This is a genomic window from Actinomadura sp. 3N508, from assembly GCF_044326375.1.
In the GTDB taxonomy this organism is placed as follows: Bacteria; Actinomycetota; Actinomycetes; order Streptosporangiales; family Streptosporangiaceae; genus Spirillospora.
In genome coordinates this window covers 105,501-131,445 of sequence record NZ_JBIRAX010000012.1, presented here as the reverse complement: position 1 = coordinate 131,445, position 25,945 = coordinate 105,501, and the positions used below count along the sequence as shown (strand labels likewise).

General features: G+C 72.0%; 19 protein-coding genes. 12 read left to right on the top strand and 7 right to left on the bottom strand.

Annotated features, from left to right (window positions below):
• Positions 1-70 precede the first annotated feature (70 nt).
• Together ACH34S_RS34325 and ACH34S_RS34320 are read left to right on the top strand one after the other, a co-directional pair.
• Positions 71-1,543 (top strand): hypothetical protein, encoded by a 1,473-nt coding sequence (locus ACH34S_RS34325; RefSeq protein WP_395957043.1) that lies wholly within the window; start codon positions 71-73, stop codon positions 1,541-1,543.
• Positions 1,544-1,591: 48 nt separating this feature from the next.
• Complete coding sequence (locus tag ACH34S_RS34320; protein ID WP_395957042.1) at positions 1,592-2,317, top strand: hypothetical protein; 726 nt, start codon at positions 1,592-1,594, stop codon at positions 2,315-2,317.
• Positions 2,318-2,349: 32 nt separating this feature from the next.
• On the opposite strand, the gene ACH34S_RS34315 is transcribed toward ACH34S_RS34320, so the two are convergent.
• Positions 2,350-2,691 carry an MmcQ/YjbR family DNA-binding protein gene (locus ACH34S_RS34315; RefSeq protein WP_395957041.1) on the bottom strand — a complete coding sequence of 114 codons (342 nt, stop codon included), beginning with the start codon at positions 2,689-2,691 and terminating at the stop codon, positions 2,350-2,352.
• Positions 2,692-2,753: 62 nt separating this feature from the next.
• Between ACH34S_RS34315 and ACH34S_RS34310 the strand changes: the two genes are divergently transcribed.
• The 6 genes from ACH34S_RS34310 (at position 2,754) to ACH34S_RS34285 (ending at position 12,187) form a co-directional block, all read left to right on the top strand.
• Positions 2,754-3,152, top strand: coding sequence for a CU044_2847 family protein (locus tag ACH34S_RS34310; protein ID WP_395957040.1), 399 nt, complete (start codon positions 2,754-2,756; stop codon positions 3,150-3,152).
• Positions 3,153-3,158: 6 nt separating this feature from the next.
• Positions 3,159-4,850 carry a trypsin-like peptidase domain-containing protein gene (locus ACH34S_RS34305; protein WP_395957039.1) on the top strand — a complete coding sequence of 564 codons (1,692 nt, stop codon included), beginning with the start codon at positions 3,159-3,161 and terminating at the stop codon, positions 4,848-4,850.
• A complete protein-coding gene (locus tag ACH34S_RS34300) occupies positions 4,851-5,822 on the top strand; it encodes an AAA family ATPase (protein WP_395957038.1) in 972 nt (323 codons plus the stop codon). It begins immediately after the preceding gene.
• Positions 5,812-10,296, top strand: a complete 4,485-nt coding sequence (locus ACH34S_RS34295) for an SAV_2336 N-terminal domain-related protein (RefSeq protein WP_395957037.1) — start codon at positions 5,812-5,814, stop codon at positions 10,294-10,296. The genes ACH34S_RS34300 and ACH34S_RS34295 overlap by 11 nt, the downstream gene beginning before the upstream one ends.
• Positions 10,297-10,339: 43 nt before the next feature.
• A complete protein-coding gene (locus ACH34S_RS34290) occupies positions 10,340-10,915 on the top strand; it encodes a TetR/AcrR family transcriptional regulator (protein WP_395957036.1) in 576 nt (191 codons plus the stop codon).
• An 84-nt stretch (positions 10,916-10,999) separates the two neighbouring features.
• The gene (locus ACH34S_RS34285; protein ID WP_395957035.1) at positions 11,000-12,187 is read left to right on the top strand and encodes a Cmx/CmrA family chloramphenicol efflux MFS transporter; all 1,188 of its coding nucleotides are present in this window, start codon (positions 11,000-11,002) and stop codon (positions 12,185-12,187) included.
• A 59-nt stretch (positions 12,188-12,246) separates the two neighbouring features.
• On the opposite strand, the gene ACH34S_RS34280 is transcribed toward ACH34S_RS34285, so the two are convergent.
• The 3 genes from ACH34S_RS34280 to ACH34S_RS34270 form a co-directional block, all read right to left on the bottom strand.
• Positions 12,247-13,446, bottom strand: a complete 1,200-nt coding sequence (locus tag ACH34S_RS34280; RefSeq protein ID WP_395957034.1) for a hypothetical protein — start codon at positions 13,444-13,446, stop codon at positions 12,247-12,249.
• A gap of 206 nt (positions 13,447-13,652) precedes the next feature.
• Positions 13,653-15,725 (bottom strand): M6 family metalloprotease domain-containing protein, encoded by a 2,073-nt coding sequence (locus ACH34S_RS34275; RefSeq protein ID WP_395957033.1) that lies wholly within the window; start codon positions 15,723-15,725, stop codon positions 13,653-13,655.
• A 197-nt stretch (positions 15,726-15,922) separates the two neighbouring features.
• Positions 15,923-16,378 (bottom strand): Lrp/AsnC family transcriptional regulator, encoded by a 456-nt coding sequence (locus ACH34S_RS34270; RefSeq protein WP_395957032.1) that lies wholly within the window; start codon positions 16,376-16,378, stop codon positions 15,923-15,925.
• Between the two features lie 184 nt (positions 16,379-16,562).
• Between ACH34S_RS34270 and rocD the strand changes: the two genes are divergently transcribed.
• From rocD to ACH34S_RS34255, 3 genes are all read left to right on the top strand, one after another.
• Positions 16,563-17,777: an ornithine--oxo-acid transaminase gene (gene rocD, locus ACH34S_RS34265; RefSeq protein WP_395957031.1), complete on the top strand. Its 1,215-nt coding sequence runs from the start codon at positions 16,563-16,565 to the stop codon at positions 17,775-17,777.
• 103 nt (positions 17,778-17,880) lie between these two features.
• A complete protein-coding gene (locus ACH34S_RS34260) occupies positions 17,881-18,849 on the top strand; it encodes an LCP family protein (RefSeq protein WP_395957030.1) in 969 nt (322 codons plus the stop codon).
• A 178-nt stretch (positions 18,850-19,027) separates the two neighbouring features.
• Positions 19,028-20,641 (top strand): DHA2 family efflux MFS transporter permease subunit, encoded by a 1,614-nt coding sequence (locus tag ACH34S_RS34255; protein WP_395957029.1) that lies wholly within the window; start codon positions 19,028-19,030, stop codon positions 20,639-20,641.
• 15 nt (positions 20,642-20,656) lie between these two features.
• Here ACH34S_RS34255 and ACH34S_RS34250 read toward each other — a convergent pair whose 3' ends face one another.
• From ACH34S_RS34250 to ACH34S_RS34240, 3 genes are all read right to left on the bottom strand, one after another.
• Entirely contained in the window at positions 20,657-21,232 is a 576-nt protein-coding gene (locus tag ACH34S_RS34250; RefSeq protein ID WP_395957028.1) for a DUF6113 family protein, read from the bottom strand.
• 22 nt (positions 21,233-21,254) lie between these two features.
• Positions 21,255-22,154, bottom strand: a complete 900-nt coding sequence (mshB, locus tag ACH34S_RS34245; protein WP_395957027.1) for an N-acetyl-1-D-myo-inositol-2-amino-2-deoxy-alpha-D-glucopyranoside deacetylase — start codon at positions 22,152-22,154, stop codon at positions 21,255-21,257.
• An 81-nt stretch (positions 22,155-22,235) separates the two neighbouring features.
• Positions 22,236-23,639 (bottom strand): serine/threonine-protein kinase, encoded by a 1,404-nt coding sequence (locus ACH34S_RS34240; protein WP_395957026.1) that lies wholly within the window; start codon positions 23,637-23,639, stop codon positions 22,236-22,238.
• Between the two features lie 208 nt (positions 23,640-23,847).
• Between ACH34S_RS34240 and ACH34S_RS34235 the strand changes: the two genes are divergently transcribed.
• Positions 23,848-25,941, top strand: a complete 2,094-nt coding sequence (locus tag ACH34S_RS34235; RefSeq protein WP_395957025.1) for a prolyl oligopeptidase family serine peptidase — start codon at positions 23,848-23,850, stop codon at positions 25,939-25,941.
• Positions 25,942-25,945: the final 4 nt, after the last annotated feature.

The following is a 25,945-nucleotide window of genomic DNA, read 5'->3' as shown; positions in this document are numbered from 1 at the left end:
GGTACAGGAGCGTCCCCGGTCGGCGCAGGTACGCAGGATTCCGCCCGCCCGTCTGCAGTAAGGGTCCCCGGTGTCGCTCTCCCCTCTGGCCGAACGCCTTCCGAAGGTCGTGGCCGCGGTCAAGGGGAACCGGCTCTTCGCGGTGGTGCTGGCCGGGGGCGTTGTGCTCCGGGTGATCACCACGCTGGGGTTCCAGGGCGTGCTGTGGTTCAACGACAGTTACGACTTCGTGCGGATCGCCGACGATCCGTTTCCGCATCCGCTGCGGCCGTCCGGTTACGGGATCTTCCTGTGGATGCTGAAGCCGTTCCACAGCCTGGCGCTGGTGACGGTGCTGCACCATGCGGCGATCATCGGGCTGGCGGTGGTCGGCTACCGGATGCTGGTGCGCGACTTCGACGTCCGGCGGGTGTGGGCGGCGGTGGCGGTCGCGCCGATCCTGCTGGACTCGTACCAGATCACGCTTGAGCACCTGCTTCTGTCGGACACCCTGTTCACCGTCCTGGCGTTCGGCGCGATGCTGGTGCTGGCCAAGCCCGGCGCGACGGGGTGGCAGCGGGCGGCGCTGGTGGGCGCGCTGCTGGGCGTGGCGGCCGTCACGCGGACGGTCGGGGTGCCGCTGTTCCTGATCGCGCTGCTGTACCTGCTGGTGCGCCGGACGCGCTGGCCCGCGTACGTCGCGCTCGCGGCGGCGTTCGTCCTGCCGGTGGGGGCGTACGCGACGTGGTACCAGCAGGAGCACGGCCGGTTCGCCATGACCGGGGTGGACGGCATCTTCCTCTGGGGCCGGACGGCCGCGTTCGCCGACTGCGACGCCTTCACGCCGCCCCCGGACATCGCCCGGCTCTGCCCCCATGGCCCCAAGGAGGACCGGCTCGCCTCGTCCCACCAGATCTGGGTGGAGGGCTCGCCGACCGGATGGACGAACGGCAAGGCGTTCGACGAGAAGACCAACGCCGACGCGCAGCGGTTCGCGCTCTGGGCGATCCGGAACCAGCCGCTCGACTACGCGCGGGTGGTGTCGTACGACTTCTTCGTCCGGACGTTCTCGTGGAAACGCAGCCAGTACCCCACCGTGGGCACCGAGGCCAGGTACCACTTCCCGACGAAGCCCACCGCGCGTAAGCCGGACCTCCCGGTGCTCGGCGGCGGCGACCGGCGGACGGTCGTCCGCGAGTACTCGCACGGCACGGGACGCACCCACATCGTCGAGCCGTACGCGGGCATCATGCGCGGCTACCAGGAGCGGGTGAGTGTCCCGGGCACGGTGCTGGGGGTCGTCCTGTTGGCGGGGGCGGCGGGGATCGTGTGGCGGCGGGCGCGCGCGCGGACGGCGCTGTTCTGGACGTCGAGCGTGACGCTTCTGGCCATTCCGCCCATCACCGTGGACTTCGACTACCGGTACCTGCTGCCCGCGCTGCCGTTCGCGTGCTTCGCGGCGGCGATGGCGTGGGGACGCGGCGCCCCGTCCGGGCAGTCGAAGGCCGAGCCCGTCAAGGAGACGCCGGACGAGAAGGAACCGCAGCCCGCCACCGCGAACTGAGTACGAACGCGGATACCGCGCGGGTCCCGGCGCCTCGATCATGAGTCCATGCGCAGAATCGCGATCGTCCTGGTGGGCCTGCTGATCACGGGATGCGTCCCCGGGACGTCGCCCGAGGACGAGGCCACCGATGCCGCCCGCGAGAAGGCCCGCCGGGTCTTGAACGTCGTGTACGACGGGCGCACGTGGTCCGCGCAGGACGTCGGGCACCTTGCGGCCGACCTCGGCAAGGTCGAGGTCATGCGGGTGAGCGGCGTCTCGACCGGTGCCGGGGACGGGGTCCGGGTGGTGGTCCGGACGTCCGGCTCCGCGTTCGAGGGGTGGGGCAACGAGATCACCGTGCAACGGTGCTTCGAACTGCGATTCAAAGGCGACGCGGAGAGGGACGAGGACCCGCGGGAGGTGCCCTGCCCGCAAGGGGAGCCGCTCAAGTTCGAGCCGTGGCCGAAGACGCCGGACATCCCGCCCGAGCGGCTGGAGAAGGCGCTGCCGCGCGTCCCGGCCGGAGGTGCCGCGGACGAGGCGAAGGTCCGCGCGGCCGTCGCGTCGTTGCGCCTCGACCCGGCCATCCGTGTGGAGTTCATGACGCAGGGCGGCGTCGTGGGCGTGGTGTTGAAGGTGAAGCCGTACCTGTCCGAGGCGCTCGACTGCGTCCTGGCGCGGGTAGCGCCCGGCAGGACCTCCGTGTGGTCGCCGTCGAGAATCCAGCGCATGCCCGGCGAGGGCGGGTGCAGCGCGGGCAACGCGATCGACCCGATGCCGCCGCCGCACTGAGAGTCAAAGCCCGAGGCGGGCGGCGGCGCCCCTTAAAACCCGAGGCGGGCGGCGGCGACCTTCTTCGGGACGACCATGCGCCACGCGTCCACGACCAGTTCCCGCATTTCGGGCTCGTCGAGCGCCTCCGTCCAGGCGCGCACCCAGTTGAAGCGCAGGTCCGATTCGCGCGGCAGGTGGAACTTCGCCGGTTCCGACTCGATCAGCGCGGCGCGCTCCTCCTTGGGGAAGGCGAAGCCCATCACGGTCTCGTCCTGGGAGAACGCGACGTAGACGATCGAGCCGACGCGGAACTTCACCCGGTCCCGGATCAGGTGCTCGGACGTGCGCGGAAGCGTCCTGGTGAGCGCCCGCACCTGGTCGACGGTGATCATGCTGTCCTCCTGTGGCCGTATGCGCGGGGTGCGGTGTTCTCCGGCAAAGCATCACACACCGCATGATCTTGATAGATTTCCGTGACGAGGGGGCGGACGTGAACGAACTGGTGCGCTGGCAGACCGAGCACGGGACCATCGTCGTGGAGACCGACGACCGCGAGCCCGGATTCTCCTCGGTGTCGCGCCCCGGCGAGATGATCCACGATGCCACCCAGCGGTTCGAGGACGCGTTCCGGCACGTCCGTGACGCGGCGGAGGCGGCGCTCGCGGCGCTGCGCGGCGGCAGGCTGAACCCGGACGCGGTCGAGCTGGAGTTCGGCGTCAAGCTGAACGCGGCGGCCGGGGCCGTGATCGCCAAGACGTCCGTCGAGGGGCATCTCAAGGTCAAGATGACCTGGGGCCAGACGGTGGCGGGGCCGGCGACGGGAGCGGGAGCCGGGGCCCCGGAGGAGGCGTGACCGGACGTGGACGACGACTGGCAGTGGCGCGCCTGGGTCGGCCATCCGGCGGGCGGGAAGCTCGGCGCCGCGTTCCTCGTCACCGGAACACGGCTGCTGACCTGCGCGCACACCGTCCACGGGCTGGATGAGGCCAGGGTCGGCTTCCCCGGGCTCCGCGAAGGGCTGACCGCGAAGGTCGTGTGGCGCGGCGAATGGCGGCGCGAGGGCGACACCGGCGACGTCGCCGTCCTCGAACTTGACGAGCCGGTGCGCTACCCGCCCGCCCGCCTCGCCGCCCCCGATGACCTGCACGAACGCACCACAGGCGGCCGGACGTTCGGCGTCTGCGGCTTCCCGCGCCGGCACGACCGCAACGAGCGGCACGCGACCGTGACGACGTCCCCGTACCGCGGCATGCGGCAGGAGTGGTGGGAGCTGAAGACGGGCGCGGGCGAGTGGCTGGAGGAGGGCTACAGCGGGTCCGCAGTGTACGACACGTCGACGGGCGAGGTCATCGGGATGGTGACGAACGCCGAGCTCCGGCACGGCGACAACGGCGACCGCGCGGAGCTCGGCTGGATGCTGCCCATCACCAGCATCCGTGCGCACTGGGAGGAACTGGACGACCTGCTCCCCCTCCGCTGGACGACCCCGGACGCGCGCCGCGAGCTGCGGGAACTCCTGGACGGCGTGCGATTCACCGAACCGCTCGCCGCCGACCTGGAACGGGCGGTCGGCCGCCCGCCGGTCGGGAAGTTCCGGTCGGCGTGGGCGTCGGTGCGGAACGTCGCGGAAGGGTTCGCGGAGGAGCGGCTCGTCCGGTATCTGGCGGCGCTTGGGCGGCACCTGCCCGAGCCTCGTCGGCAGCGGCTCGCGGGCTGGTCGGCGCGGCATCTGCCCGGCGCGGCGCCCGCCGTCCCTGACCCGGCGTGGTCCGGGCCCGCCTCGGTGATCGTGCAGCTGGAGCGGGTGACGTTCGACAACGCCTTCGACGTCACCGTGCACACCTGGATCGACGGCGCCAGGGGGCCGTACCGGCCGACCGTGCGGGTCCCGGAGCGGCGGGTTCGGGCGACGGTCGAGGAGGGCGTGTCCGCGCTCAAGTCGGCGCTGATCGGGCGCGACTGGATGATCGAGTTCGCGGTGCCGGAGAGCTGGCTCGGCAAGCCGTTCGAGCAGTGGTACGTCGAGCCCCGCAACAAGATCCTGATGCGCCAGTATCCGGTGGTGGTGCGGGACGTCGAGCGGCTGCGTCCCGACTCGATCCGCCGCGACCAGGCGCACCACCGCTGGAAGGTGCTGAACGCGCGGGGCCGCAGCGACCCGCGTCCGATCCCCTGCGACGAGCCGCGCAAAGGCAGCGAATTCCAAGACTGGCTGGAAGCGCATGTCGATTTCTGCGTGCTCGTCTATGGGTCGCGTCCCGCCAAGAGCCGGTTGACGGCCGCGCTCAACAACGGCATCCCCGTCATGCTGTGGACCCGTACGCCGTGCGACGCGCCGGCCCACGGCGACTGCCGCGGGCACCGCGTCCTCGACGAGCTGACCGCCGCCGTGGGCGACAAGCACCCCGGCGACCTGCCCCAGGTGGCGCTCGCCCTACGCAAGCAGGCGCTCATCACCCCGAAGGACGAGCCGCACTGTGGACGCGACCTGACCCTGCTGTGGGACGACCCGTCCCGGCTCCCCGATCCCCCGCTCGCCATGGAGGTTTAGGTGCCCGACTGGCTGCTCTACACAGGGAGCCGTCGCCCCCACGACGGCATCGACCGGTTGCCCCCGCCGCCGCCTTGGCGCGCGTTCGACGGCGACCCCGTCCTGCCGTTCCCGTCCGGGCCTTCGGGCAACGAGCACCAGGCGACGACGTACCGTCCTTCGGACGATGCCGTGCAGCAGGTCAACGCCGCCTTGTACCTGCGTCGTCCGCTCCTGGTGACCGGTCCGCCCGGCACAGGCAAATCGACGCTCGCCTACGCGGTGGCCCACGAACTGGGGCTCGGACCCGTCCTGCACTGGCCCATCACCAGCCGGACGACCCTCCGCGACGGCCTCTACCAGTACGACCCCCTGACCCGCCTCTACGCGGCAGGCCGAACCGAGGCCCCCTCCGACGAGGACATCGGCCGCTACATCCGCCTCGGCCCTCTCGGCACGGCACTGCTCCCCTACGGGCGTCCGCGCGTCCTGCTCGTGGACGAGATCGACAAGAGCGACATCGACCTGCCCAACGACCTGCTCACGATCTTCGAGAAGGGCGAGTACGAGCTGCCGGAGCTGACCCGCCGCGCGGATCCGTCCGCCGACGTCATGACCGCCGATGGCCCCGGCTCCCGCGTCACCGTCATGGCCGGGACGGTCCGCTGCCGCGCGTTCCCGCTGGTCGTGATGACCAGCAACGGCGAGCGCGAGTTCCCGCCCGCGTTCCTGCGCCGCTGCGTCACCGTCGAGCTGCGGCAGCCGGCGGGCGAGGCGGAGCTGGCGGCGATCGTCCGCGAGCATCTCGGGCCGCTCGCCGACCAGAGCGACGACCTCGTCCGCCGGTTCTTCGAGCGCTCCGCGTCCGGCACCCTCGCGACCGACCAGCTCCTCAACGCCGTCTACCTGTGCCGCCACGCCGCCACCGAGGACCGCCGGGCCCTGGCCGACCGCATCATGCCGTACCTGTCGGAGCCCATCGATGACGATTGACCGCCTCCGGGAGGCCCTCACCGCCATCGGCCCGCCACCGGACGCGCGCGAGCTGAGCGAGATGCTGTGGCTCGCCTGCCACATCTCCCCGCCCGAGCCCGCCCCGCCGGTCGCGCCGTCGCCGCCCGGGGAGCCCGCCGAGGCGCTCCCTCCCCCTCCACCCGCTCCGGCTCCGGCTCCGCAGCCGTCGCCGCCCGCTCGGGACCCGCGCTCCCGGCTGCATCCGCGCCCCGCGCCCGGGGCGGCCGAGCCCGCCGGCGAGGCGGCGGAGGTGCTCGTCCCGACCGCGCCGATGCTGGCGGACCCGCTCGGCGTGCAGCGGGCGCTCCGGCCGCTCAAGCGCCGCGTCCCGTCCAGGCACCGCGTCGAGCTGGACGAGGACGCGACCGCCGCCCGCATCGCCGACACCCGCCTGTGGACGCCCGTCCTCGTCCCGTCGCCCGAACGCTGGCTGAGCCTGAGCCTCGTCGTCGACACCGGCCCGACGATGCGGCTCTGGCGCCCCCTAGCCCGCGAGCTGGCCGAGGCGCTGCTCCGCCAGGGCGCGTTCCAGGACGTCCACACCGCCTTCCTCGACCCCACCGGCGGCATCACCGCGACCGCCGGCGGCCCGCGCCAGGACCCGGGCACCCTCCTCGACGCCTCCGGCCGCCATGCCGTGCTCGTGCTCTCCGACTGCTCCGGCCCGCACTGGTGGAACGGGCGCGCCGCCCGGGCCGTCCGCCGCTGGGCGCAGACCGGCCCGACCGCGATCCTCCAGCCCCTCGCCGAACACCTCTGGCGCCGCACCGCCGCCCCTGCCACGCCGGGCGTCGCCTTCCTGCCCCGCCCGGCCGCACCGAACACCGACCTGCGCTTCACCCCGCACGACGGCGCCGCCGCGCCCGGAATCCCCGTCCCCGTCCTGGAGGCGGCGCCGCGCTGGTTCGGCGCGTGGGCCCGGCTCGTCTCCGGCTCCGACCCGCAACCCGCCGCCGTCGCGACGTTCCCGCCCCGCCCGTCCGGGACGGCGCCGGTGCGCCGCGAACGCGAGCTGCCGATCGGCGAACGCGTCCGCCGCTTCCTCGCCACGGCCTCCCCGGACGCCGCCGAACTCGCCGCCCACGTCGCGGTGTCCGTCCCGTCCCTGCCGGTGATGCGCCTCATCCAGCACCGCATCCTCGGCGGCTCAGGCCCCGGCCAGCTCGCCGAGGTCCTGCTGAGCGGCCTGCTGCGGCCGGCCGGAGGCGTCCGCTACGAGTTCGTGCCCGGCGCCCGCGAGGCCCTCCTCGACACGCTCCCGCGCCCCGAGGCCCTGCACACCCGCCACGTCCTCGAAGCCGTCTCCGCCGAAATCGAACGCCGCGCAGGAACGACCACCGACCAGTTCCGCGCCCTGCTCCCCACAGACGGCGGCCCGATGACCCTCACCGCCGACACCGACCATTTCGCCCTCCTAACCCCCCAAACCCGCTCCCATCTCGCCCCTTCGGCGCCCGCGTCCCCCAGCCCACCCGCTTCCTCCGCACCCGACCTGCTTGACCTCCTCGGCACCCCGGTCCGGGAACTACTCGACGAGGAGTGGGGCCGCGGTCCGCGCCCGGTGTTGATCGGCGTTTCAAACAGCAACGCACCAATGCGCACGATGCCTTTCGGGGATCCCGAGAGACCGAACGGAGAGATCGTCGCTCCTCGGGACGCCCGCAACGAACTGTTGCGGACGATCGTGTTCAGCCTCGCCCTCACCCACTCACCGGACGTGGTGACCTTCTCGTTTCCCCACTTCCGCGAGGGCATCGGTTCGATCGGCCTGGACCGGCTGCCTCACATCGACGGCGAACTGGACCGCATGAGGGTGGGAGCCGTATTCAAGCTGCTCCTGTCCGACCTCGAAACCGAACAACGTCGCCGCGAAGACATCCTGCTGGACGCCGGGACGCCGACCTGGTCCGACTACCAGGCGGCCATTGCCGAGGGACGCCCGCTCGAACCGCTCCCCGCCCTGATCGTGTTTCTCGATGACGTTGTCCCCTCGTGGGACAGCCCCAGCGAGACGCGTGAATACGCGGCTCGGCTCTGCGAAATGGGACCGCCCGTGGGCATGGAGTTCATCTTCTGCTCCGAAGGAACGCCACTCCATGGGGCTCACCTGATCGCTTCCGTCGCGTGGCAGATCACGGCCTTCGGCGGGCACGACGACGGCGCCTCCCTCCACATCGCCGGAGAGGCTCCCCGCGACTTCCGTCCCGCGCACGTATCACGCATGGCAGCCGACCTCATCGTCAAGGAAACACTCCAACGTGCCCGGCGCACGAACAGGCTCTCGTCCCCGGAGGATTCCGCCACACCTGCGTCTGATACTGCCGTGCCCCCTGCTCACGTGGCCGCATCCGACGCACTCGGGCTCAACGGCGGCGGGACGAGCGGAGCCTTCGAGGAGATATGGGCGCTCGACGCCTCCACGCCACGGAATCCGGCCGTCGGCCACGACTCGGACGGAAACGTCGTCAGCCTGCCTCCGCTCGATCTTTCGTCGGGTCTTCCACATGGGCTGGTCGTGGGCGAGACCGAGGCTCGGCAACGCGTTGTCCGCGCCATTACGCTCGCGCTTGCCGCGACTTCCTCTCCCGCTGACCTTGTCATCGCCTTCGCGGGGCTGGGCGAGCATCCACTTGGGGAGCCCCTCGACCTGCCGCACGTCGTCTACTCCGAGGACGAATTGCTGGGCCGACCTCAGAAGCTCCAGGAGTTCCTCAGATTCCTCTCGGACGAGCTCGACGCCCGGGCCGCAGAGGGACAGCCCGAAAGCATGGTGGAGGAACTCCTCTCCGAGGCCGTGCCGAGGCCGTCCGTGAGCCCGCCAAGGCTGCTCATCGTGGCGGATGTCTCGCTGACCTTCCCGTCCAGCCGGCGTGAGGTGGGCGAGGCGCTCCTCTCCCTCGCCCAGCGGGGGCAGGCCCTCGGTGTCCAGCTCCTGCTCACCTCCTCCAGCGTGGAGAACACCACGATGTGGGCCCGGTTCATGCCGCTCCTGGAATGGCGGATCGCGGCGAGCCGCCTGCCGCCCGCCGAACTACAGCGCGTCCTTGGGCAGGCGAGCCTCCCGTTCGCGGACGACCGGACGGCGTACCTCCTGGTGGAGGGCCTTGTGAGAGGCGGGGCCCCGCGTCCGTTCACCGTGGCGCAGGAACCCCCCGTATCCGCGCTCAACGACTTCCTTGAACGCGCGGAGCGCTGGTCCAACGACCGCATGGCCGGGCCCGCCCGGCTCCATGACCGGCTCATCGGGATGATCACCGAGTACGAGGGATTGCTGGCGCAGCTCGGCAGCGGGCAGGAGGCCCTCGTCGTGTTCCGCGAGCTCATGGAGGAGGGGACCGTATTCCGCCGGACGGGCTGGCGGCCGGGGCCGCACCATCTGGTGTTCGAGGGGCCGCGGCCCATGCGGTCGATGTCGGCGTGTGCGCAGCTTTACGCGGAATTGCTTCGTGAGCTGGGCGTGGTATCGAGGGGCGAGCCGACCTGGGGGGCCAGTGAGGGCTCGGAAGGGCTCGACCTGATGAATGCCACGGGGACCGTCTTGGACCTGTTCGAGACGGCCGTCGGCTCCGTGCTGTATTTCCACGTCACGGAGTACGAGTCACGTCGGCACGACCCCGGCCGCTCGACCATCGGAACCGCGCTCAACACGGCCATGGGCGAATTCGGCGACAACCCGGTCGTGATCCTTTACGGCGAACGCCCGGTTCTCCACAGCCTGTGGGAACGTACCCCGGGCCTCCGCGACCGCTTCCGCCGCACGATCACCTTCACCGAGTACGAGGAACGGACCGAACCGGTCGCGCTCACACGAATTCTCATCGGCGTGGACGCCGACACCAGCGAGCCCGTCCTGCTCGATTTCGAGATCGATCGGCATTTGGTGATCGCGGGACCGTCCGGCTCCGGAAAGGGCGCCCTGATAAGTCACCTGCTGACACGGCTCCGTACGGGCGTCCCGACCACCGAACGCATCGTCAGCGCATTCGACGGCAACGAATTCTTGACGGATGAAGGCGACACTTCATCGACGGACGACGAGCAAGCACCTTCCACCATCGAAGGTGAACGCCGTATCAGCCAGGCCATCACAAGAATCGAGCGGCGACAGGCCACCGGCCACGGCCCGGAGAACTACCTTTTCGTCAGGAACCGGAGGCGGTTGCTGCAAGACGATCCATACCTGCCACTTGTGCCCCTGCTCCCCGGGAGTCCGGAGAACGGCCTTCATCTGGTGCTGGCACGCCACCAGATCAGTTTCGGCGAACCCACCGACCCGCTGGTCGAGGAAATGCGATCAGCCGGGGGCTCGCTCCTGCTGATGGGGTACGCGGGCGGGCAGGAGGCTGATCTCTGGGGCGTGCCGTCCACCATGCGCGGTCCCATTCCACGAGGTCAGGCGCTGCTGGCGCGGCCCGGCCGGCAGCGGTTCGTCCAGCTGCCGGACCTCTCCTGATCCGTATTGGATCGCATGGTCCAGAACGTGTTACCTTGGGGGCATGGCGCGGCCCAGGAAGTTCGAGGAGGAGCGGGCGGTCGAGGCCGCCATGCGCGCGTTCTGGGCGGACGGCTACGAAGCGACGTCCACGCAGGAGCTGTGCAACGCCACCGGCCTCGGACGCAGCAGCATCTACAACACCTTCAAGAGCAAGCACGACCTGTTCGAGAAGGCTCTGGCCCGATACATGGACATCAAGACGTCCAACGTCATCCGGACCCTTGAGGACGGCGGCCGCCCCGTGCGGGAGCGCCTCCGGACGATCCTGGAGTGGGCCGTCGAGCCCGAGCCGGGCGATCCGGCCGGATGCCTGGTCGTCAACACGGTGGTGGAGCTGGCGCAGCGCGACGAGGCCATCGCCGAGCGGATCGCGCGGGACGAGCGGCGGCGACTGACCGCGCTGACCGCCGCCATCAAGGAAGGCATGCGGACCGGGGAGATCGACCGGAGCAAGGACGCGCGGGCGCTGGCGCACTTCATCGTCTCGACGGTCAGCGGCATGCGGGTCGTGGCCCGTGGCGGCGCCGACAGGCGCACGCTGACCTCGATCGCCGACACGGCCATGGACGCCATCTAGAACCAACCCGGCGGGCATCGGCCCGTCCCTCCGCACGACCTCATTTTGAACTGAACCGTCCAATACAGGGAGAGGCGAGAACCGATGCCGCTGGCCGTCTTCGTGCTCGGGATGGCGATCTTCGCCCAGGGGACGTCGGAGCTGATGCTGGCGGGGCTGCTGCCCGGCATGGCGGACGATCTCGGCGTGTCCGTCCCCCAGGCCGGGCTGCTGATCTCGGCGTTCGCGATCGGGATGCTCGTCGGCGCGCCAGTGCTCGCCGTCCTGACGCTGCGCTGGCCGCACCGGAGAGCGCTGCTGGCGTTCCTCGCGGCATTCGCCGTGACCCACGTGATCGGCGCGCTGACCTCCGACTACTGGGTGCTGTTCGCGACACGGGTCGTGGGCGCGTTCGTCTATGCCGGGTTCTGGGCGGTGGCCGCGGCGACGGCGATCGGGCTCGTCCCGGCGAACGCGCGCGGGCGGGCGATGGGGATCGTCGCGGGCGGGCTCACGGTCGCGGCGATCGTGGGGCTCCCGGCCGGGACGGTCATCGGGCAGCATCTCGGCTGGCGGGCGGCGTTCTGGACCGTCGCGGCGATGTCGGTGATCGCGATGGCCGGGGTGGCGGCGACGATCCCCGCCGGGCGCTCGGAACGCGAGGCCCCGCGCATGCGGGACGAGCTGCGCGCGGTCGCCGTCCCCCGGCTGTGGCTGCTGTACGGGACGATCGCCCTGGCCACGAGCGGGCTCATGGTCACGTTCAGCTACCTGGGCGCTCTGCTGGAGGAGACGACCCGCGTCGCGGAGGCGTGGGTGCCCGCGGTGCTCGCCCTGTACGGGGCGGGCGCGCTCATCGGCATCACGGCCGGCGGGCGGACGGCCGACGCGCGCGGCGTCCCGACCCTGTACGTGGGGTTCGGCGGGCTCGTCCTGGTGTCGATGGGTCTGGCCCTGGCCGCCGAGTCGCCCGCGCCCACCGTGGCGCTGGTGTTCCTGCTGGGCTTCGTCGGGTTCGGGACGAATCCGACGCTCAACTCGCGGGCGTTCGGGATCGTGGAGGGTTCGGCGACGCTGGTCGCGGCCGGGAACGTCATCGCGTTCAACGTCGGGATCACGGCGGGCCCGTGGCTCGGCGGGCTCGCGATCGACGCGGGCGCCGGGCTAGCGGCCACGGCCTGGATCGGGGCCGGCCTCGGCGTGCTGGCGCTGGGTGCGGTCGCGCTCGCCCACGGCCGCGACCGGAGGGCCACGGCCGCCGAAGCCCGGCCGCGCGCGAAGGTGAACGCCTGAGGGCCGGCGCGGGAGCTCACCGCGCCGACCCGGTCCGTGGCGGCCAGACCGTCCAGCGGTCAGGAACAGGAGTCGGCCGGGAAGCTCCACAGGGCGCGCTTGCGGGCGTGTTCGGCGATCGTCCAGATGCGGTGCTGGCCGCGGTAGCAGGACAGGTCCTCGGGGCCGTGCGAGATGGTCCGGTGGGTGACGCGGCCCCACTCCGTCCAGTCCCTGGACGTCGTGAGGAGACGTCCGCGCTTCTGGCCCCTGCCCTGGGTGAACCACCAGCGGCCCTTCGTCCGGACGCCGCCCTGGATCCTGTCGCCCGGCAGGGCGGCGGCCCAGTCGGCGCGGACGGTGCCCGACCCGGTCAGGCCCCACAGCGGCCAGGTGACCACGCGTCCCCGCGGTGCCTTCGGCTTGCAGTACTCGCCCGCGATGAGGACGTGCTGCCACGTGGTGCGGTCGACGGCGATCCAGGACATGCGCAGCGGGCCCGAGCCCCGGCACTTGCCGCCGCTGCTGCCGCGGGTGAAGCGCCAGCCGCCCGTCTGCGCCATCACGTAGCGGTGTCCGTGGCCGTAGTACTTCTTGCCGTGCAGCCCGACCCGTCCGGCGTGGCCCGTCGAGCCCGCCTTGCTCTTGCTCAGGTCGAAGATCTGCCGCACGTCGAATTCGCGGACGCCGTGGCGCGTGTCCGCCACGTAAAGCTTGGGTCCGTACCAGGCGATGCCCCCGGCGTGGAGGTCGACGTCGGTGTAGGTCGGCCGCCCGCCCTTCATCGCCGGGTCGACGAGCAGGACGTGCCGGTACGTGCGCTTGGCGGGGTTGACGAACGTCAGCCTGACCTTGCCGCCGTCGTGCCAGGACACGAGCAGGGGCCTGCCGCCGCCCGGCGTCCGCTCGCCGGCCACCGCGTCCGAGATGCTCGTGACGCCCTGCGGGACCCACTTCCCGGTCGCGCTGTCCGCCCGGTCGAAGCAGTACACGAGCGAGCGGGCGGGCACGGCGGCCGGTTTCCCGCAGCCGCGGCCGAGCCTGCGCTGCCCGGACGCGTTGAGCAGTTCGTCAACGCTGCTGCGCTTGAGCCTGCCGCCGAGCGCGCGGAGCGGCCCGCCGCGGTCGGAGCCCCGGCGCAGATCGAAGTCGCGGAGATTCGGGGCCGCCAACGCCACCGCCGCAAACGCGGACGGCGCGGGCGCCGCAGGCGGCGCGGACGCCTGGGCGGGTGGAGCATGGACGAGGCTCGCCGCGAGCGCGGCCAACGGGATGGTCACCGTACGCTGAATGATGGTCACATTCCGCAACGTAACCCGGCTTGGGGTTGCCGCCGGTGAACAGATGACCTTGGGAAATGCAACTTAGTTTTCGCGCACCATTACGTCGCGCGAGTGAACCACCCGCCCGGCCCAGGCGTCGCCCACGAGGTGGCAAACGACGGACGGGACGGCCCGCAGGCCGTCCCGTCCACCAAATCCCCCTATCAGCGGAGCTTGCACGTCCCGGTGTCGGACTTCGTCGGGTCGCTCTCGGAGATCCCCGTCACCTGCAGGGACGCCCGCCGGTGGTAGGAGCCCGGCTCGGGCTTGGCCCACACGTCGACCTGCGTGGCGCCCTTCACCCTGGCGGTGGCCAGCTCGTTCGGCAGCCAGGTCGTCCAGCCGCCGCCCGGCACGCCGGCCTTGAGCCGGAACACGTCGGAGCCGTGATGGCCGGTGCCGCCCTTGCCCTTGTTCTGGAGCGTCAGCGTGCACTTCATCCAGCCGGAGCCGCTCGGCCGCGCCTGGGCGTTGCCGAGCTGGACGCCGCGCTGCTGCGGGCCGGCGCCGTCGAGCGACCGGATCGCGACCGTGTACGACAGGACGCCCTTGCGGTCGCGCTCCAGGTCGAGGATGTAGAAGTGCAGCCGGTTGGCCTGGTCGACGTACTCGTACTCGCTGCCGGAGTTCGTCCCCGCGTGGAACAGCGCGTCGGACAGCTGCCGGTAGTCGCCGATCGTCATCTTCTTCGGGGTGCCGTCCGGCAGGACGAAGTCGACCTTGTCGATGTCCTGCGGGTTGGCGTCCTTGACCCAGATGAACGGGGCCCTGTCCTCGTCCTTGGTCTTCGCCAGCAGGACGCCGGAGTCCGGGGTGAAGGAGTCGGTGCCCATGCGGTCGACGACTTCAAGGGTGTAATTGTTGTAGCCGCCCTCGTCGCACAGGGGGTCGGTCTTGGGGTCGCACTTCGGGCTCTTGTCGCCCTCGGCGCCGAGCTTGAGGTTGATGCCCGTGAGACCGCCCTTGCCGGGCACGACGGCCCTGGCCGTCACCCGCGCGACGACCGTGCCGGACGAGGCCAGCGTCTGCCGGTCGAGCTGGAGCACGTGGTTCGGGTCGACCATCTCCAGCTTCAGCTTGTTGCGCAGCATGTGCTGGGCGCCCATGGAGCCGCCGCCGGTCGCCGGGATCGTCCACCTGCTGTGGGGGCCGCCGGGGCCGTTGAACGTGCCGCGGCTCAGCATGTCCCAGATGCCGCTGTAGGCGCGGCGCGGCGGGTTGCTGTACGGGTTGTTGTAGTTGTCGGCGATGCCGAGGATGTGGCTGAACTCGTGGGCGAAGACCGACATGCCGGAGCTCTCCGCCTGCGTGGACGACTCGCCGAAGATGGCGTTCGGCCAGATGGTGGAGCCCGCCTGCCAGGACGTCCAGGGGATGTACCGGGTCCGCACCCAGTTCGTCAGGCCCGGGTCGCCCGGACCCCACTCGGCGGGCACGTTCTCCTGCGTGCCGAACTTCATCTCCCCGAACTCCTGCCAGGTGGACGACTCGTCCTGCCCGGCGCTGAGGAAGAACACGAAGTCGAACTTCTTCGCCGTCTCCTCGCCGACGTCGGCGATCCAGGCGGCCCGCGCGTCCTTGCGGAGGTCGCGGTTGCAGGTGTCGCCCGCGGGGCAGCCCGTCCCGCCCTGCATGCCGTCCACGCCGTACTCGTGGTCCTTGGCGGGCATCTGGTAGGCGCCGAAGCCGGTGAGGTTCACCCCGAACCGGCCGCCGGAGTCCTCCATCCAGTACTCGTGGAGGGTGTGGCCGCGGTTGAGCGCCTGCGGCTTGTTGAGGAAGTCCTCGTAGAACTTGGCGACCTTCTCGCGCGGGACGTCCCCGGCCTCGACCGGGTTGCCGAAGATCGACGAGTTCTTCGGCTGCGTCACCACGAACGGCTGGTTGGCGTAGTCGACCAGCACGACGGCGCCGTTGAAGGTCTTGACCGAGCCCTTCGTGGCCGGGTCGGCCCAGTTCGTTCCCGGGATCTTCTTGTAGTCGTCCCAGGTCATCGTCTCGGGCATCTCATAGTTCTGCGGGTCGATCGGACGCGGGGCGCCGTGCGCGAAGCTCTGCGGGGACGGCTGGGCGCGCTGCCACGGCTGCGTCTGCGGCCAGTGCCGCATCTGCCACGGGTTGGCGGTGGGTTTCGGGATGGGCGGACTCGGCGGCGCGGCGGCGGCCGGTAGCGCGGCGAGTCCCACGACCAGCCCGATCACCGCCGCGGGAACCACCAGCATGTTCTTGGCGCGCATGTCTCCCCTGCCTCAGGTGGGTTGCGGGGAGAAAAGTAAAGAGAGGGGGATACGCCCGGCTATGGCCGACTTAGCCGATCTTGCGATGTATGGCATGGCATGTCGGACAATGCGCGCAGGTCAGGGCACCGGACGCCGGTCTGGCCAGGATCTGCCAGCCCGGTCGAGCAGCCCGGCCGCCCCCGGCCCGGCCCGGCTCATCGCGACGGCGCGTCGATGGGGCGGCCGATCAGCCGGGACAGGACGATCGCCGTCTTCGTCGCCGTGATGTTGTCCTCGCGGCGCAGCCGTTCGAGCGCCTGCTCCAGGTGCTGGATGTCGCGGACCCGCACGTGCACCAGGGCGCTCGCGTCGCCGCTGATCGTGTACGCCGCGACGACCTCCGGATGCCCCCGGACGCTTGAGTGGATCTCCTCCGGGGACGTCGCACCCGTGCAGAAGATCTCGATGAACGCCTCGGTCGTCCAGCCGAGCGCGGCCGGGTCGACGACGGCCGCGAAGCCGGTGATGACGCCGTCCGCGCGGAGCCGGTCGACGCGCCGCTTCACCGCCGGAGCCGACAGCCCGACCTTGTCCCCGATCTGCGCGTACGAGGCGCGCCCGTCCTCCAGGAGCCGTGCAACGATTCGACGGTCCAGCTCGTCAAGACGCAACAAATAACACCCCCGAAGTCGGTTTTCGTCATTGGTCGACGGTCGATCCCGAACATACGCTGGATATCGGACCGGCGGCCACCCGACCCGCCCGGCCCCTTCCCTCCAGGCACCGGACGCCGTCCGGTGTCCCAGCCATGCCCGGGCCCCGACCGGCCGGGCCGAGCCGCGAAGGAGCAGCGTCGTGACGCCGACCCAGAAGCTGCCCGCCAGGTCCGCCGAGCTCCGGGCGCTGTCCGACGAGCACAGCGCGCACAACTACCACCCGCTCCCGATCGTCGTCGCCGAGGCCGACGGCGTGTGGCTCACCGACGTCGAGGGGCGCCGCTACCTCGACATGCTGGCCGCCTACTCCGCGGTCAACTTCGGGCACCGCAACCCGCGGCTCACCGCGGCCGCCAAGCGGCAGATGGACCGCGTCACGCTGGTGAGCCGCGCGTTCGACCACGACAACTTCGGGCCGTTCGTCACCGAGCTCGCCGAGCTGTGCGGCAAGGACATGGTGCTGCCGATGAACAGCGGCGCCGAGGGCGTCGAGACCGCCCTGAAGACCGCCCGCAAGTGGGGGTACGAGGTCAAGGGCGTCCCGGCGGACCAGGCGAACATCGTGACGTTCGAGGGGAACTTCCACGGCCGCACCACCACGATCATCAGCTTCTCCACCGACGCCGACGCCAAGGACTCCTACGGCCCCTACACGCCCGGCTTCCGCACCGTCCCGTACGGGGACGTCGAGGCGCTGAAGGCCGCGATGGACGGCTCGACGGTCGGCGTGCTGATCGAGCCGATCCAGGGCGAGGCGGGCGTGAACGTCCCGCCGAGCGGGTTCCTGCGCGCGGTGCGGGACCTGTGCACCGCCAACGGGTCCCTGATGATCGCGGACGAGATCCAGTCGGGCCTCGGCCGCACCGGCGCCACCTTCGCCTGCGAGCACGAGGACGTCGTCCCGGACATCTACATCCTCGGCAAGGCGCTCGGCGGCGGGATCGTGCCGGTCTCCGCCGTCGTCGCGGACGCCGGCGTCCTCGGCGTCTTCCGGCCGGGCCAGCACGGCTCCACGTTCGGCGGCAACCCGCTCGCCTGCGCCATCGGCCGCGAGGTCGTCGCGATGCTGAAGACGGGCGAGTACCAGGAACGCTCCAGGACGCTCGGCGCGCACATGCACGAGCGCCTCGGCCGGCTGCCCGCCGACATCGCCCGCGAGGTCCGCGGGCGCGGCCTGTGGGCGGGCGTGGAGCTGCACGGCAAGGCCCGTCCGGTGAGCGAGCGGCTCATGGAGCTCGGCGTCCTCGTCAAGGAGACCCACGAGACCACCCTCCGCCTCGCCCCGCCGCTGACCATCGATCGCGAAGACCTCGACTGGGCCCTCGACCAGCTGGACATCGCCCTCAAGGGGTAGTGGCCTGCGCGTTGGTCAGAGCAAACTCCAGTCTCGTCAAAGACTCGCCCCTCCACCCGCCCGGCGCGGGCGTCGGCGCCGCCCCGGTGTGCAGGCTGGACGGATGCTGCGGAACAGGACCAGACGCCAGGTGATCATCGGGTGCGGTGCGGTGGCGCTGGGCCTCCTGCTGCTCGTCGGAGGCGGCCTCTACCTGCTGCAGCGCGCCTACGACGGGGACGTGCGGCGCATCGCCGGTGCGCTGCCGACCCGCGCCGGGCGGCCCGCGCCCGGCGGGGGCGGCGAGAACTGGCTGCTGATCGGGTCCGACCGGCGGCCGGACATCCCCTCGATGGGCGCGCGGGCCGACGCGATCATGCTGGTGCACCTGTCCGGGCGCGGCGACCGGGTGTCGGTGATCGCGATCCCGCGGGACGGCTGGGTGCCGGTCCCCGGGCACGGCACCACGAAGATCAACGCCGCGTTCGCGTTCGGCGGGCCCGCGCTGCTGATCAGGACGGTGGAGCAGCTCACCGGCGTCCGCGTCGACCACTACGCGGCGCTCGACTTCGGCGGCTTCGTGCAGATGACCGACGCGCTCGGCGGCGTGGACGTCACCGTCACCAAGACGACCTACGACCCGAAGCACGAGCGCACCTGGCAGGCGGGCCGCCAGCACCTGGACGGCGTCGAGGCGCTGGACTTCGTCCGGCAGCGCTGGAACCTCCCCGACGGCGACCTCGACCGGATCAAGCGGCAGCAGGCGTTCCTGCACGCGCTGGCGGAGAAGGCGCTCGGCACCCGCAACCCGATCAGGATCGACCGGTTCATCCGGGCGGCGACGCGGTCGGTGACCGTGGACGACTCCGTGACTTCCGGCACACTGCGCGAGCTCGCGAACCGGCTGCTGCGGACGTCGACCCGGGAGTACCTGACCACCCCGGTCGCGGGGACGGATCAGCGGGGCGAGCAGAGCGTCGTGCTCCTGGACGACGCGGGCGCGCGGGCGCTGTTCACGGCCGTCCGGGACGACCGGGTCGCCGAGTACGTGGCCCGCAGCGGCGCGGGCAACACGGTCGACGCCGTCCGCTGACCCGACGCTGACCCGACGCGCCCCCGCCCTCCGGGCGACATGTTCGGAAATAATCTGACTGATCGATGTCGTCCCCATGGATTAGTCTGACCGGGCACCGGACCGCCGGCGACGCGCCGCCGAAGGGCGGGCGGAAAGCCCCCGGCCCGAAGGGCGGAGCTTCCACGGGGGGTCTTTCATGAGCAGATGGCGCGGGAATCCCTGGGCGATCCTGCTGACGCTGTCGCTCGGCTTCTTCATGACGCTGCTCGACCTGACGATCGTGAACATCGCGATCCCGAGCATCACCGAGAAGCTGGACGCCTCGCTCGACCAGGTCCTGTGGATCATCAACGCCTACATCCTGGTGCTGGCCGTACTGCTGATCACCGCGGGCCGGCTCGGCGACCTGTGGGGCAAGAAGAACCTGTTCATCACCGGTGTGGCGCTGTTCACGCTGGCCAGCCTGGTGTGCGGGATCGCGCAGGACCCGGCGCAGCTCATCGCCGCCCGCGCCGTCCAGGGGCTCGGCGCCGCGCTGCTGATGCCGCAGACCATGTCGATCATCATCGCGGTGTTCCCGCCGGACCGGCGCGGCACCGCGCTCGGCGTCTGGGGCGCGGTGGCCGGGGTGTCCACGATCGCCGGGCCCACGCTCGGCGGGCTGCTGGTCACCCATCTCGACTGGCGGTGGATCTTCTTCGTGAACCTGCCGATCGGCGCGCTCGTGCTGGCCATGGCCGTACCGATCCTGCCCGGCCAGACGCCGGGCGTCCGGCACAGGTTCGACCTGACCGGCGTGCTGCTCGCGTCCGCCGCCCTGTTCTGCGTGACGTTCGCGCTCACCGAGGGCCAGAAGTTCGAGTGGAACGCCGTCATCTGGGGGCTGATCGCGGCCGGCGCCGTCCTGTTCCTGGTGTTCGCGGCGCACCAGCGCACCCGGCAGGACGAGGAGCCGCTCGTCCCGTTCTCGCTGTTCAGGGACCGCAACTTCACGATCCTGAGCATCCTCGGCGCGGCCGTCTCGGTCGGCATGATCGGCATGGTCCTGCCGCTGACGATCTACCTGCAGTCGGTGCTGGGGTTCAGCGCCCTCAAGGCGGGGCTCGTGCTGGCGCCGTCGTCGGTGATGTCGGTGTTCGTGGCGCCCGTCGCCGGGCGGCTGTCGGACCGCATCGGCGGCAAGTACATCCTGATGGCGGGGCTCGCCCTCTACGCCACCGGCATGCTCTGGGTCGCGGCCGTCGCCGAGGTCGGCAGCGACTGGAAGGTGTTCATCGCCCCGCTCGCCGTGGCCGGGTTCGGGATCGGCGGCGTGTTCGCCCCGATGGCCACCGAGGCGACCCGGCACGTCCCGCCGCGGCTCGCGGGCGCCGCGTCCGGGGTCAACACCACGATCCGGCAGGTCGGGTCGGTGCTCGGCACGGCGGCGGTCGGCGCGCTGCTGCAGAACCAGCTCGCGTCGTCGCTGCGAGACGAGGCGGCCACCCGCTCCGCCGCCCTGCCGCCCGACGTGCGCCCGGGGTTCGTGCGCGGCTTCGCGCAGGCGGCGAAGGACGGCCTGGAGGTCGGCGCCGGGCAGAGCGGAGCCAAGCAGCAGCTCCCGGACGGCATCCCGCCGAACGTCGCGAACCGCATCCACGAGCTGGCCGCACAGGTGTTCTCGCACAGTTTCGCGCACGCCATGAAGCCGGCGATGCTCCTGCCGATCGGCGTGATGTTCCTCAGCGCCGTGGCCTGCCTGGCCCTGCGGGGGCACCGGGCCGAGCCGCCCAAGGGCGCGGACGCCGAACCGGCGCACGCCGCCACCTGAGCGGCGAGCCGGACGCTACCGGTCGGTCTGGTCGGTGCGGCCCGCGCGGGCCGCACCGCCGAGGAGCCACTGCCCGGACGGCCCGGCGGGACGGACGCGCACGATCGCGAGGACGGCCGCCGCCAGCCCGCCGATGATGTAGACGTACCCGGCGTAGTTGATCTTGCCGCTCAGCTCCGTCGGCATGACCAGATCACCGCCGGGGCCCTCGTTCGACAGGACGAACACGACGATCAGCCAGGTGAGCGCGATGATGACGGGGCCCGTCCGGCCGCCGGTCCCCCAGCCCGCCAGCCGCACCGCGGCGAACAGCACCAGGACGAGGACGATCGACGCGACCGGCACCCGCTCCACCGTCCAGTCCTGGACGAACGAGCCGATCAGCCCGTAAACGGCGCCGAACAGCCCGAGCACCGCGTAGGCGGCACCGGACACGACGGCGTCGGCCGGGGCCTCGCCGTCCGGCACGGGCGGGATCGGGCCCTCCGGCGCCTCGCCCGCGGCCGCGTCACCGGGGCCCGGGCCCGCGCCGCCCGCGGGAAGGCCCTGCTTGGCGAGGCTCACCCGCGTCTCGTCGTCGTCTTCGTCCACGGGCTTCAGGGTATCGAGACGCTCAGCCGGGCGGGTCTTCCAGCCCGGCGAACAGGTCGCGCTCGCGGCGCCCGGGACCGACCGGGCCCTGCTGCCCGGCCTGGAGGATGAAGTACTCGGTGCCGAACGCCTGCTGGCCCAGGTTGTTCGACAGCGCGAAGAACGGCCCGGCCTGCTCGGGCGCCACCACGATCTGGGTGCGGTAGGCGCGCAGGGCGGCGAGCTTGGCGGGCAGGTGCGCGCGGGCGTCCACGACCGTGGTGACCTGCCCGTCCGGGACGCCCGACCCGAGGTCGTCCAGCCCGGCGACGCGCGCGAACGGCAGCTTCGCCTCCCGCATCACGGCGATCGCGCGGGCGAGCACGGTCCGCGGCGTGGCGTAGGCGTAGAACTTCGCGACCCGCCACGGCTCGGCGCCGTCCTCGTGGGCGGGGTCGGCGGCCAGCTCGAACGCCCGCCACGCGACGCGGTGCGCCTGGATGTGGTCGGGATGACCGTAGTTGCCGCGCTCGTCATAGGTGACGATCACCTGCGGCCTGACCTCCCGGATCACGGTGACGAGGTCGAGCGCCGCGGTGTCGACGTCGGCGCGCCAGAAGCAGCGCGGGTCGTCGTTGGTGGGCGCGCCCATCATCCCCGAGTCGCGCCAGCGGCCCGGGCCGCCGAGGAAGCGGTGGTCGCGCACGCCGAGCGCGGCGCACGCCGCCGCGAGCTCACCGATCCGGTGCTCGCCGAGGCGGTCCTCCTTGTCGGAGGCCAGGTGGCGCAGGTCCTCCGGGATGACCTCGCCCTCCTCGCCCAGCGTGCACGTGACGAGACAGACGTGGGCGCCCTCGGCGGCGTACTTGGCCATGGTCGCCCCGGTCCCGATGGACTCGTCGTCCGGATGGGCGTGGACGAACAGGATCCGCGGCTCCTTCATAGGAAACGAGCCTACTCAGGGGCCGGAGCGAGGGTGATGACCGCCCTGCCCGGGCGGGTCACACCGTCGCGGACCAGCGGCTCAGGGAACGGGGGGCGGCGGGGCGCCGCCGTCGTCCTCGGTCGGGGTGGGCGTCGGCGTGGTCGAGGTCTCGTCGTCGGTCGGGGTGGACGTCGCCGTGTTGTCGTCGGTCGGGGTGGGCGTCGGCGTGTCGGTGTCCGGCGGGGGCGTGTTCTCGCGCGTCCGGGTGCGGGTCGGCGTCGGCGTGTCCTCCTCCTCCGTCGTCGGCTCCTCCGAGACGGACCCGGAGTCGGTGACCGTCGGCGAGACGGGCGAGGACGGGTCGTTCCCCCCGCGGCTGGCCGCGTACACGCCCACGACCAGCGCCAGGACGAGGATCGCGGCGACGGCCGCGACGATCGGCCACCTGGACTTGCGCTCGGGCTCCCAGTCGTCGTACCGGCTGCGCCTGGCGCCGGGCGGCGGACCGGCCCCGTACGGGGACCGCGCGGGCGGCAGGTTCCCGGTGTAGTCGGCCGGGGACACGCGCTGCGTCCCGCCGCCGGGCCGGGCGGCCGCCGCCATCCCGGCGCCCGCGATGCCGCCGGCGGCGAGCGTGGAGCCCTCCGCGAGCATCGTGGTGGCCTGCGCGGGGTCGTCCATGCGGGTCTGCCCGCCGCCGCCGGGGCCGCTGCCGATCAGCGCCATCATCAGCTGCTGCGCGGTCGGCCGCCGCTCGGGCTCCTTGACCAGGCACGCCGCGATCATCCGGTGCAGGTCGGCGGGCACGCCCTCCAGCGACGGCGGCTCGTGCATCACCCGGTTGATCACGGCGACGACGGTGTCGTCGCCGAACGGGGGCCGCCCGGTCGCGGCGAACACGATCGTCGTCGCCCAGGCCCACACGTCCACGGCCTCGGTGAGGGCGGCACCCGCGACCTGCTCGGGCGCCATGTAGGACGGCGTCCCGATCGCCTTGGTCGCGTTGGTCTGGTCGGTGTCGAACGCCCGCGCGATGCCGAAGTCGATCACGCGCGGCCCGTCCGGCGCCATGATCACGTTGTGCGGCTTGAAGTCGCGGTGCACGATCCCGGCCTGGTGGATCGCGACCAGCGCGGTCGCGGTGCCGATCGCGAGCCGCTCCAGCGTCGCCCCGGAGATCGGGCCGCCCTCGGTGACCTGCTTGAACAGCGAGGGACCCGGCACGTACTCGCTGGCGATGTAGGGCTGGTCGCCCGCGACGTCGGCCTCCAGGACCTGCGCGGTGCAGAACCGCGCCACCTGCTTGGCGGCCTGCGCCTCCCGGACGAACCGGTTGCGCGCCATCGTGTCGGCGGCGAGGTCGGCGCGCAGCAGCTTGATGGCGGCCTTGTTCCCGGAGGCGTCGAGACCCGCGTAGACGACACCCTGGCCGCCCTCGCCGAGCCGTTCGACGATCTCGTACGAGCCAAGCCGCCGGGGATCTCCCGGCTGCAGCTCCGGCATTGACCACTCCTCAGAGCGCGACGACAAATGTGCTTGGGGAAGCCTTGAGCTTACGCGAGCCCGGTACCGGGCACGTGACATTCCCGGCTCGCCAGGCGACGACCCGTGATCATAGGGCAGGACGCCGCGGCGCGCCGCCGTTCCCGCTGCTCGATTCCACCCGGCCGCCCTGCGGGGGGCCGGACTCAGACTGGCAGACTCGGATGTCATGAGCATCAGCTATCCGCGGCAGAGCGCCCGCACGCGAAGGTTCAGCCTCGGCGTCCCGCGCGCCTTCCAGATCGCGCCCGACGAGTCCCGTGTCGCGTTCCTGCGCACCAGGGCCGGCGACGACCCGGTGACCTGCCTGTGGACGCTGGACACCGCCACCGGCGAGGAACGCTGCGTCGCCGACCCGGCGGCGCTCGACGTCCCGGGCGAGGAGAACCTGCCGGCCGAGGAGCGGGCCCGGCGCGAGCGCGCCCGCGAGCAGGCGGGCGGCATCGTCGGCTACGCGACCGACCGGGCGATGCGGCAGGCCGCCTTCACCCTGGGCGGACGCCTCTACGTCGCCGACCTCGACACCTCGATCGTGCGGGAGCTGCCCGCGCAGGAGCCCGTCTTCGACGCGCGCCCCGACCCGGCCGGCCGGCGAATCGCCTACGTGTCAGGCCGGACGCTGCGCCTCATCGAGATGGACGGCACCGACGACCGGGCGCTCGTCCAGCCCGAGACCGACCAGGTGTCCTACGGCGTCGCGGAGTTCGTCGCGGCGGAGGAGATGGACCGGATGCGGGGCCACTGGTGGTCCCCGGACGGCGCGACGCTGCTGGCCGCCCGCGTCGACGAGACGCCCGTGCTGCGCTGGCACATCGCCGACCCCGCCAACCCGGAGGCGCCGCCCGCCGAGATCGCCTACCCGGCGGCGGGCACCCCGAACGCGCTGGTGGGCCTGGTGCTGTTCAAGATCGACGCCGGACGCCCGGACGCCCGGACGGCCGTGGCATGGGACCGCGGCACCTTCCCCTACGTCGTCACCGCCGCGTGGGACCGGCACGGCCTGCTGATCGTCGTCCAGCCGCGCGACCAGCGCTCCCAGCGGGTGCTGAGCGTCGACCCGGACTCCGGCGAGACGACGCTCCTGCACACCGAGTCCGACGCGGACTGGACCGACATCGTCCCCGGGCTGCCCGCCCGGACCGCCGACGGCGACCTCGTCTGGGTCACCGAGGACCGCGCGGCCGGCACCCGGCGGATCACCGTCGCCGGGGAGCCCGTCACGCCCGCCGGCCTCCAGGTCCGGTCGGTGCTCGGCGTGGACGGGCGCTCCATCCTGTTCACCGCGTCGGAGGAGCCCACCGAGATCCACCTCTACACCTGGAACGACGGCGAGGTCGCCCGGCACACCGAGGGTCGGGGCGTCTTCAGCGGGACGGCGTCCGGCGAGATCACGGTCGTCGCGGGCGCGCGGCTGGACCGTCCCGGCACGGAGGTCGAGGTGCGGACGCCGTCCGGCACCCACCCGGTGGTGTCGCTGGCGGAGACGCCGGTGATCACGCCGCGGGTGGAGCTGCTGCGCTCGGGCGACCGCGAGATCCGCACCGCCGTGCTGCTGCCCACCGGATGGAAGCCCGGCGACGGGCGGCTGCCCGTCCTGATGGACCCCTACGGCGGGCCGCACGCGCAGCGCGTCCTCGCCGTCCAGCGCATGTACTGCGAGGCGCAGTGGCTCGCCGACCAGGGCTTCGCCGTCGTGATCGCCGACGGCCGCGGCACCCCGGGACGCGGCCCGGAGTGGGACCGCGCCGTCCACGGCGACTTCACCGGCCCCGTCCTGGACGACCAGATCACCGCGCTGATCGAGGCGGCGCGCCGCAACCCCGACGCGCTCGACCTCGACCGCGTCGGGATCCGCGGCTGGTCGTTCGGCGGCTGGCTGGCGGCCCTCGCCGTGCTCCGCCGCCCGGACGTGTTCCACGCCGGGGTCGCGGGCGCGCCGGTCACCGACTGGCGCCTGTACGACACCCACTACACCGAGCGCTACCTGGGCCACCCCGACGAGGAGCCGGAGAACTACGCCGCCAACTCCCTCATCGAGTCCGCCGCCGAGCTGAAGCGGCCGCTCATGATCATCCACGGCCTGGCCGACGACAACGTCGTCGCGGCCCACACCCTGCGCCTCTCATCGGCCCTCCTCGCGGCAGGCCGCCCGCACACCATCCTCCCCTTGTCAGGAGTCACGCACATGGCCTCGCAAGAGACCGTCGCGGAGAATCTCCTTTTGCTACAGGTGGACTTCCTGAAATCCGCACTCGCGAGGTGAGCCG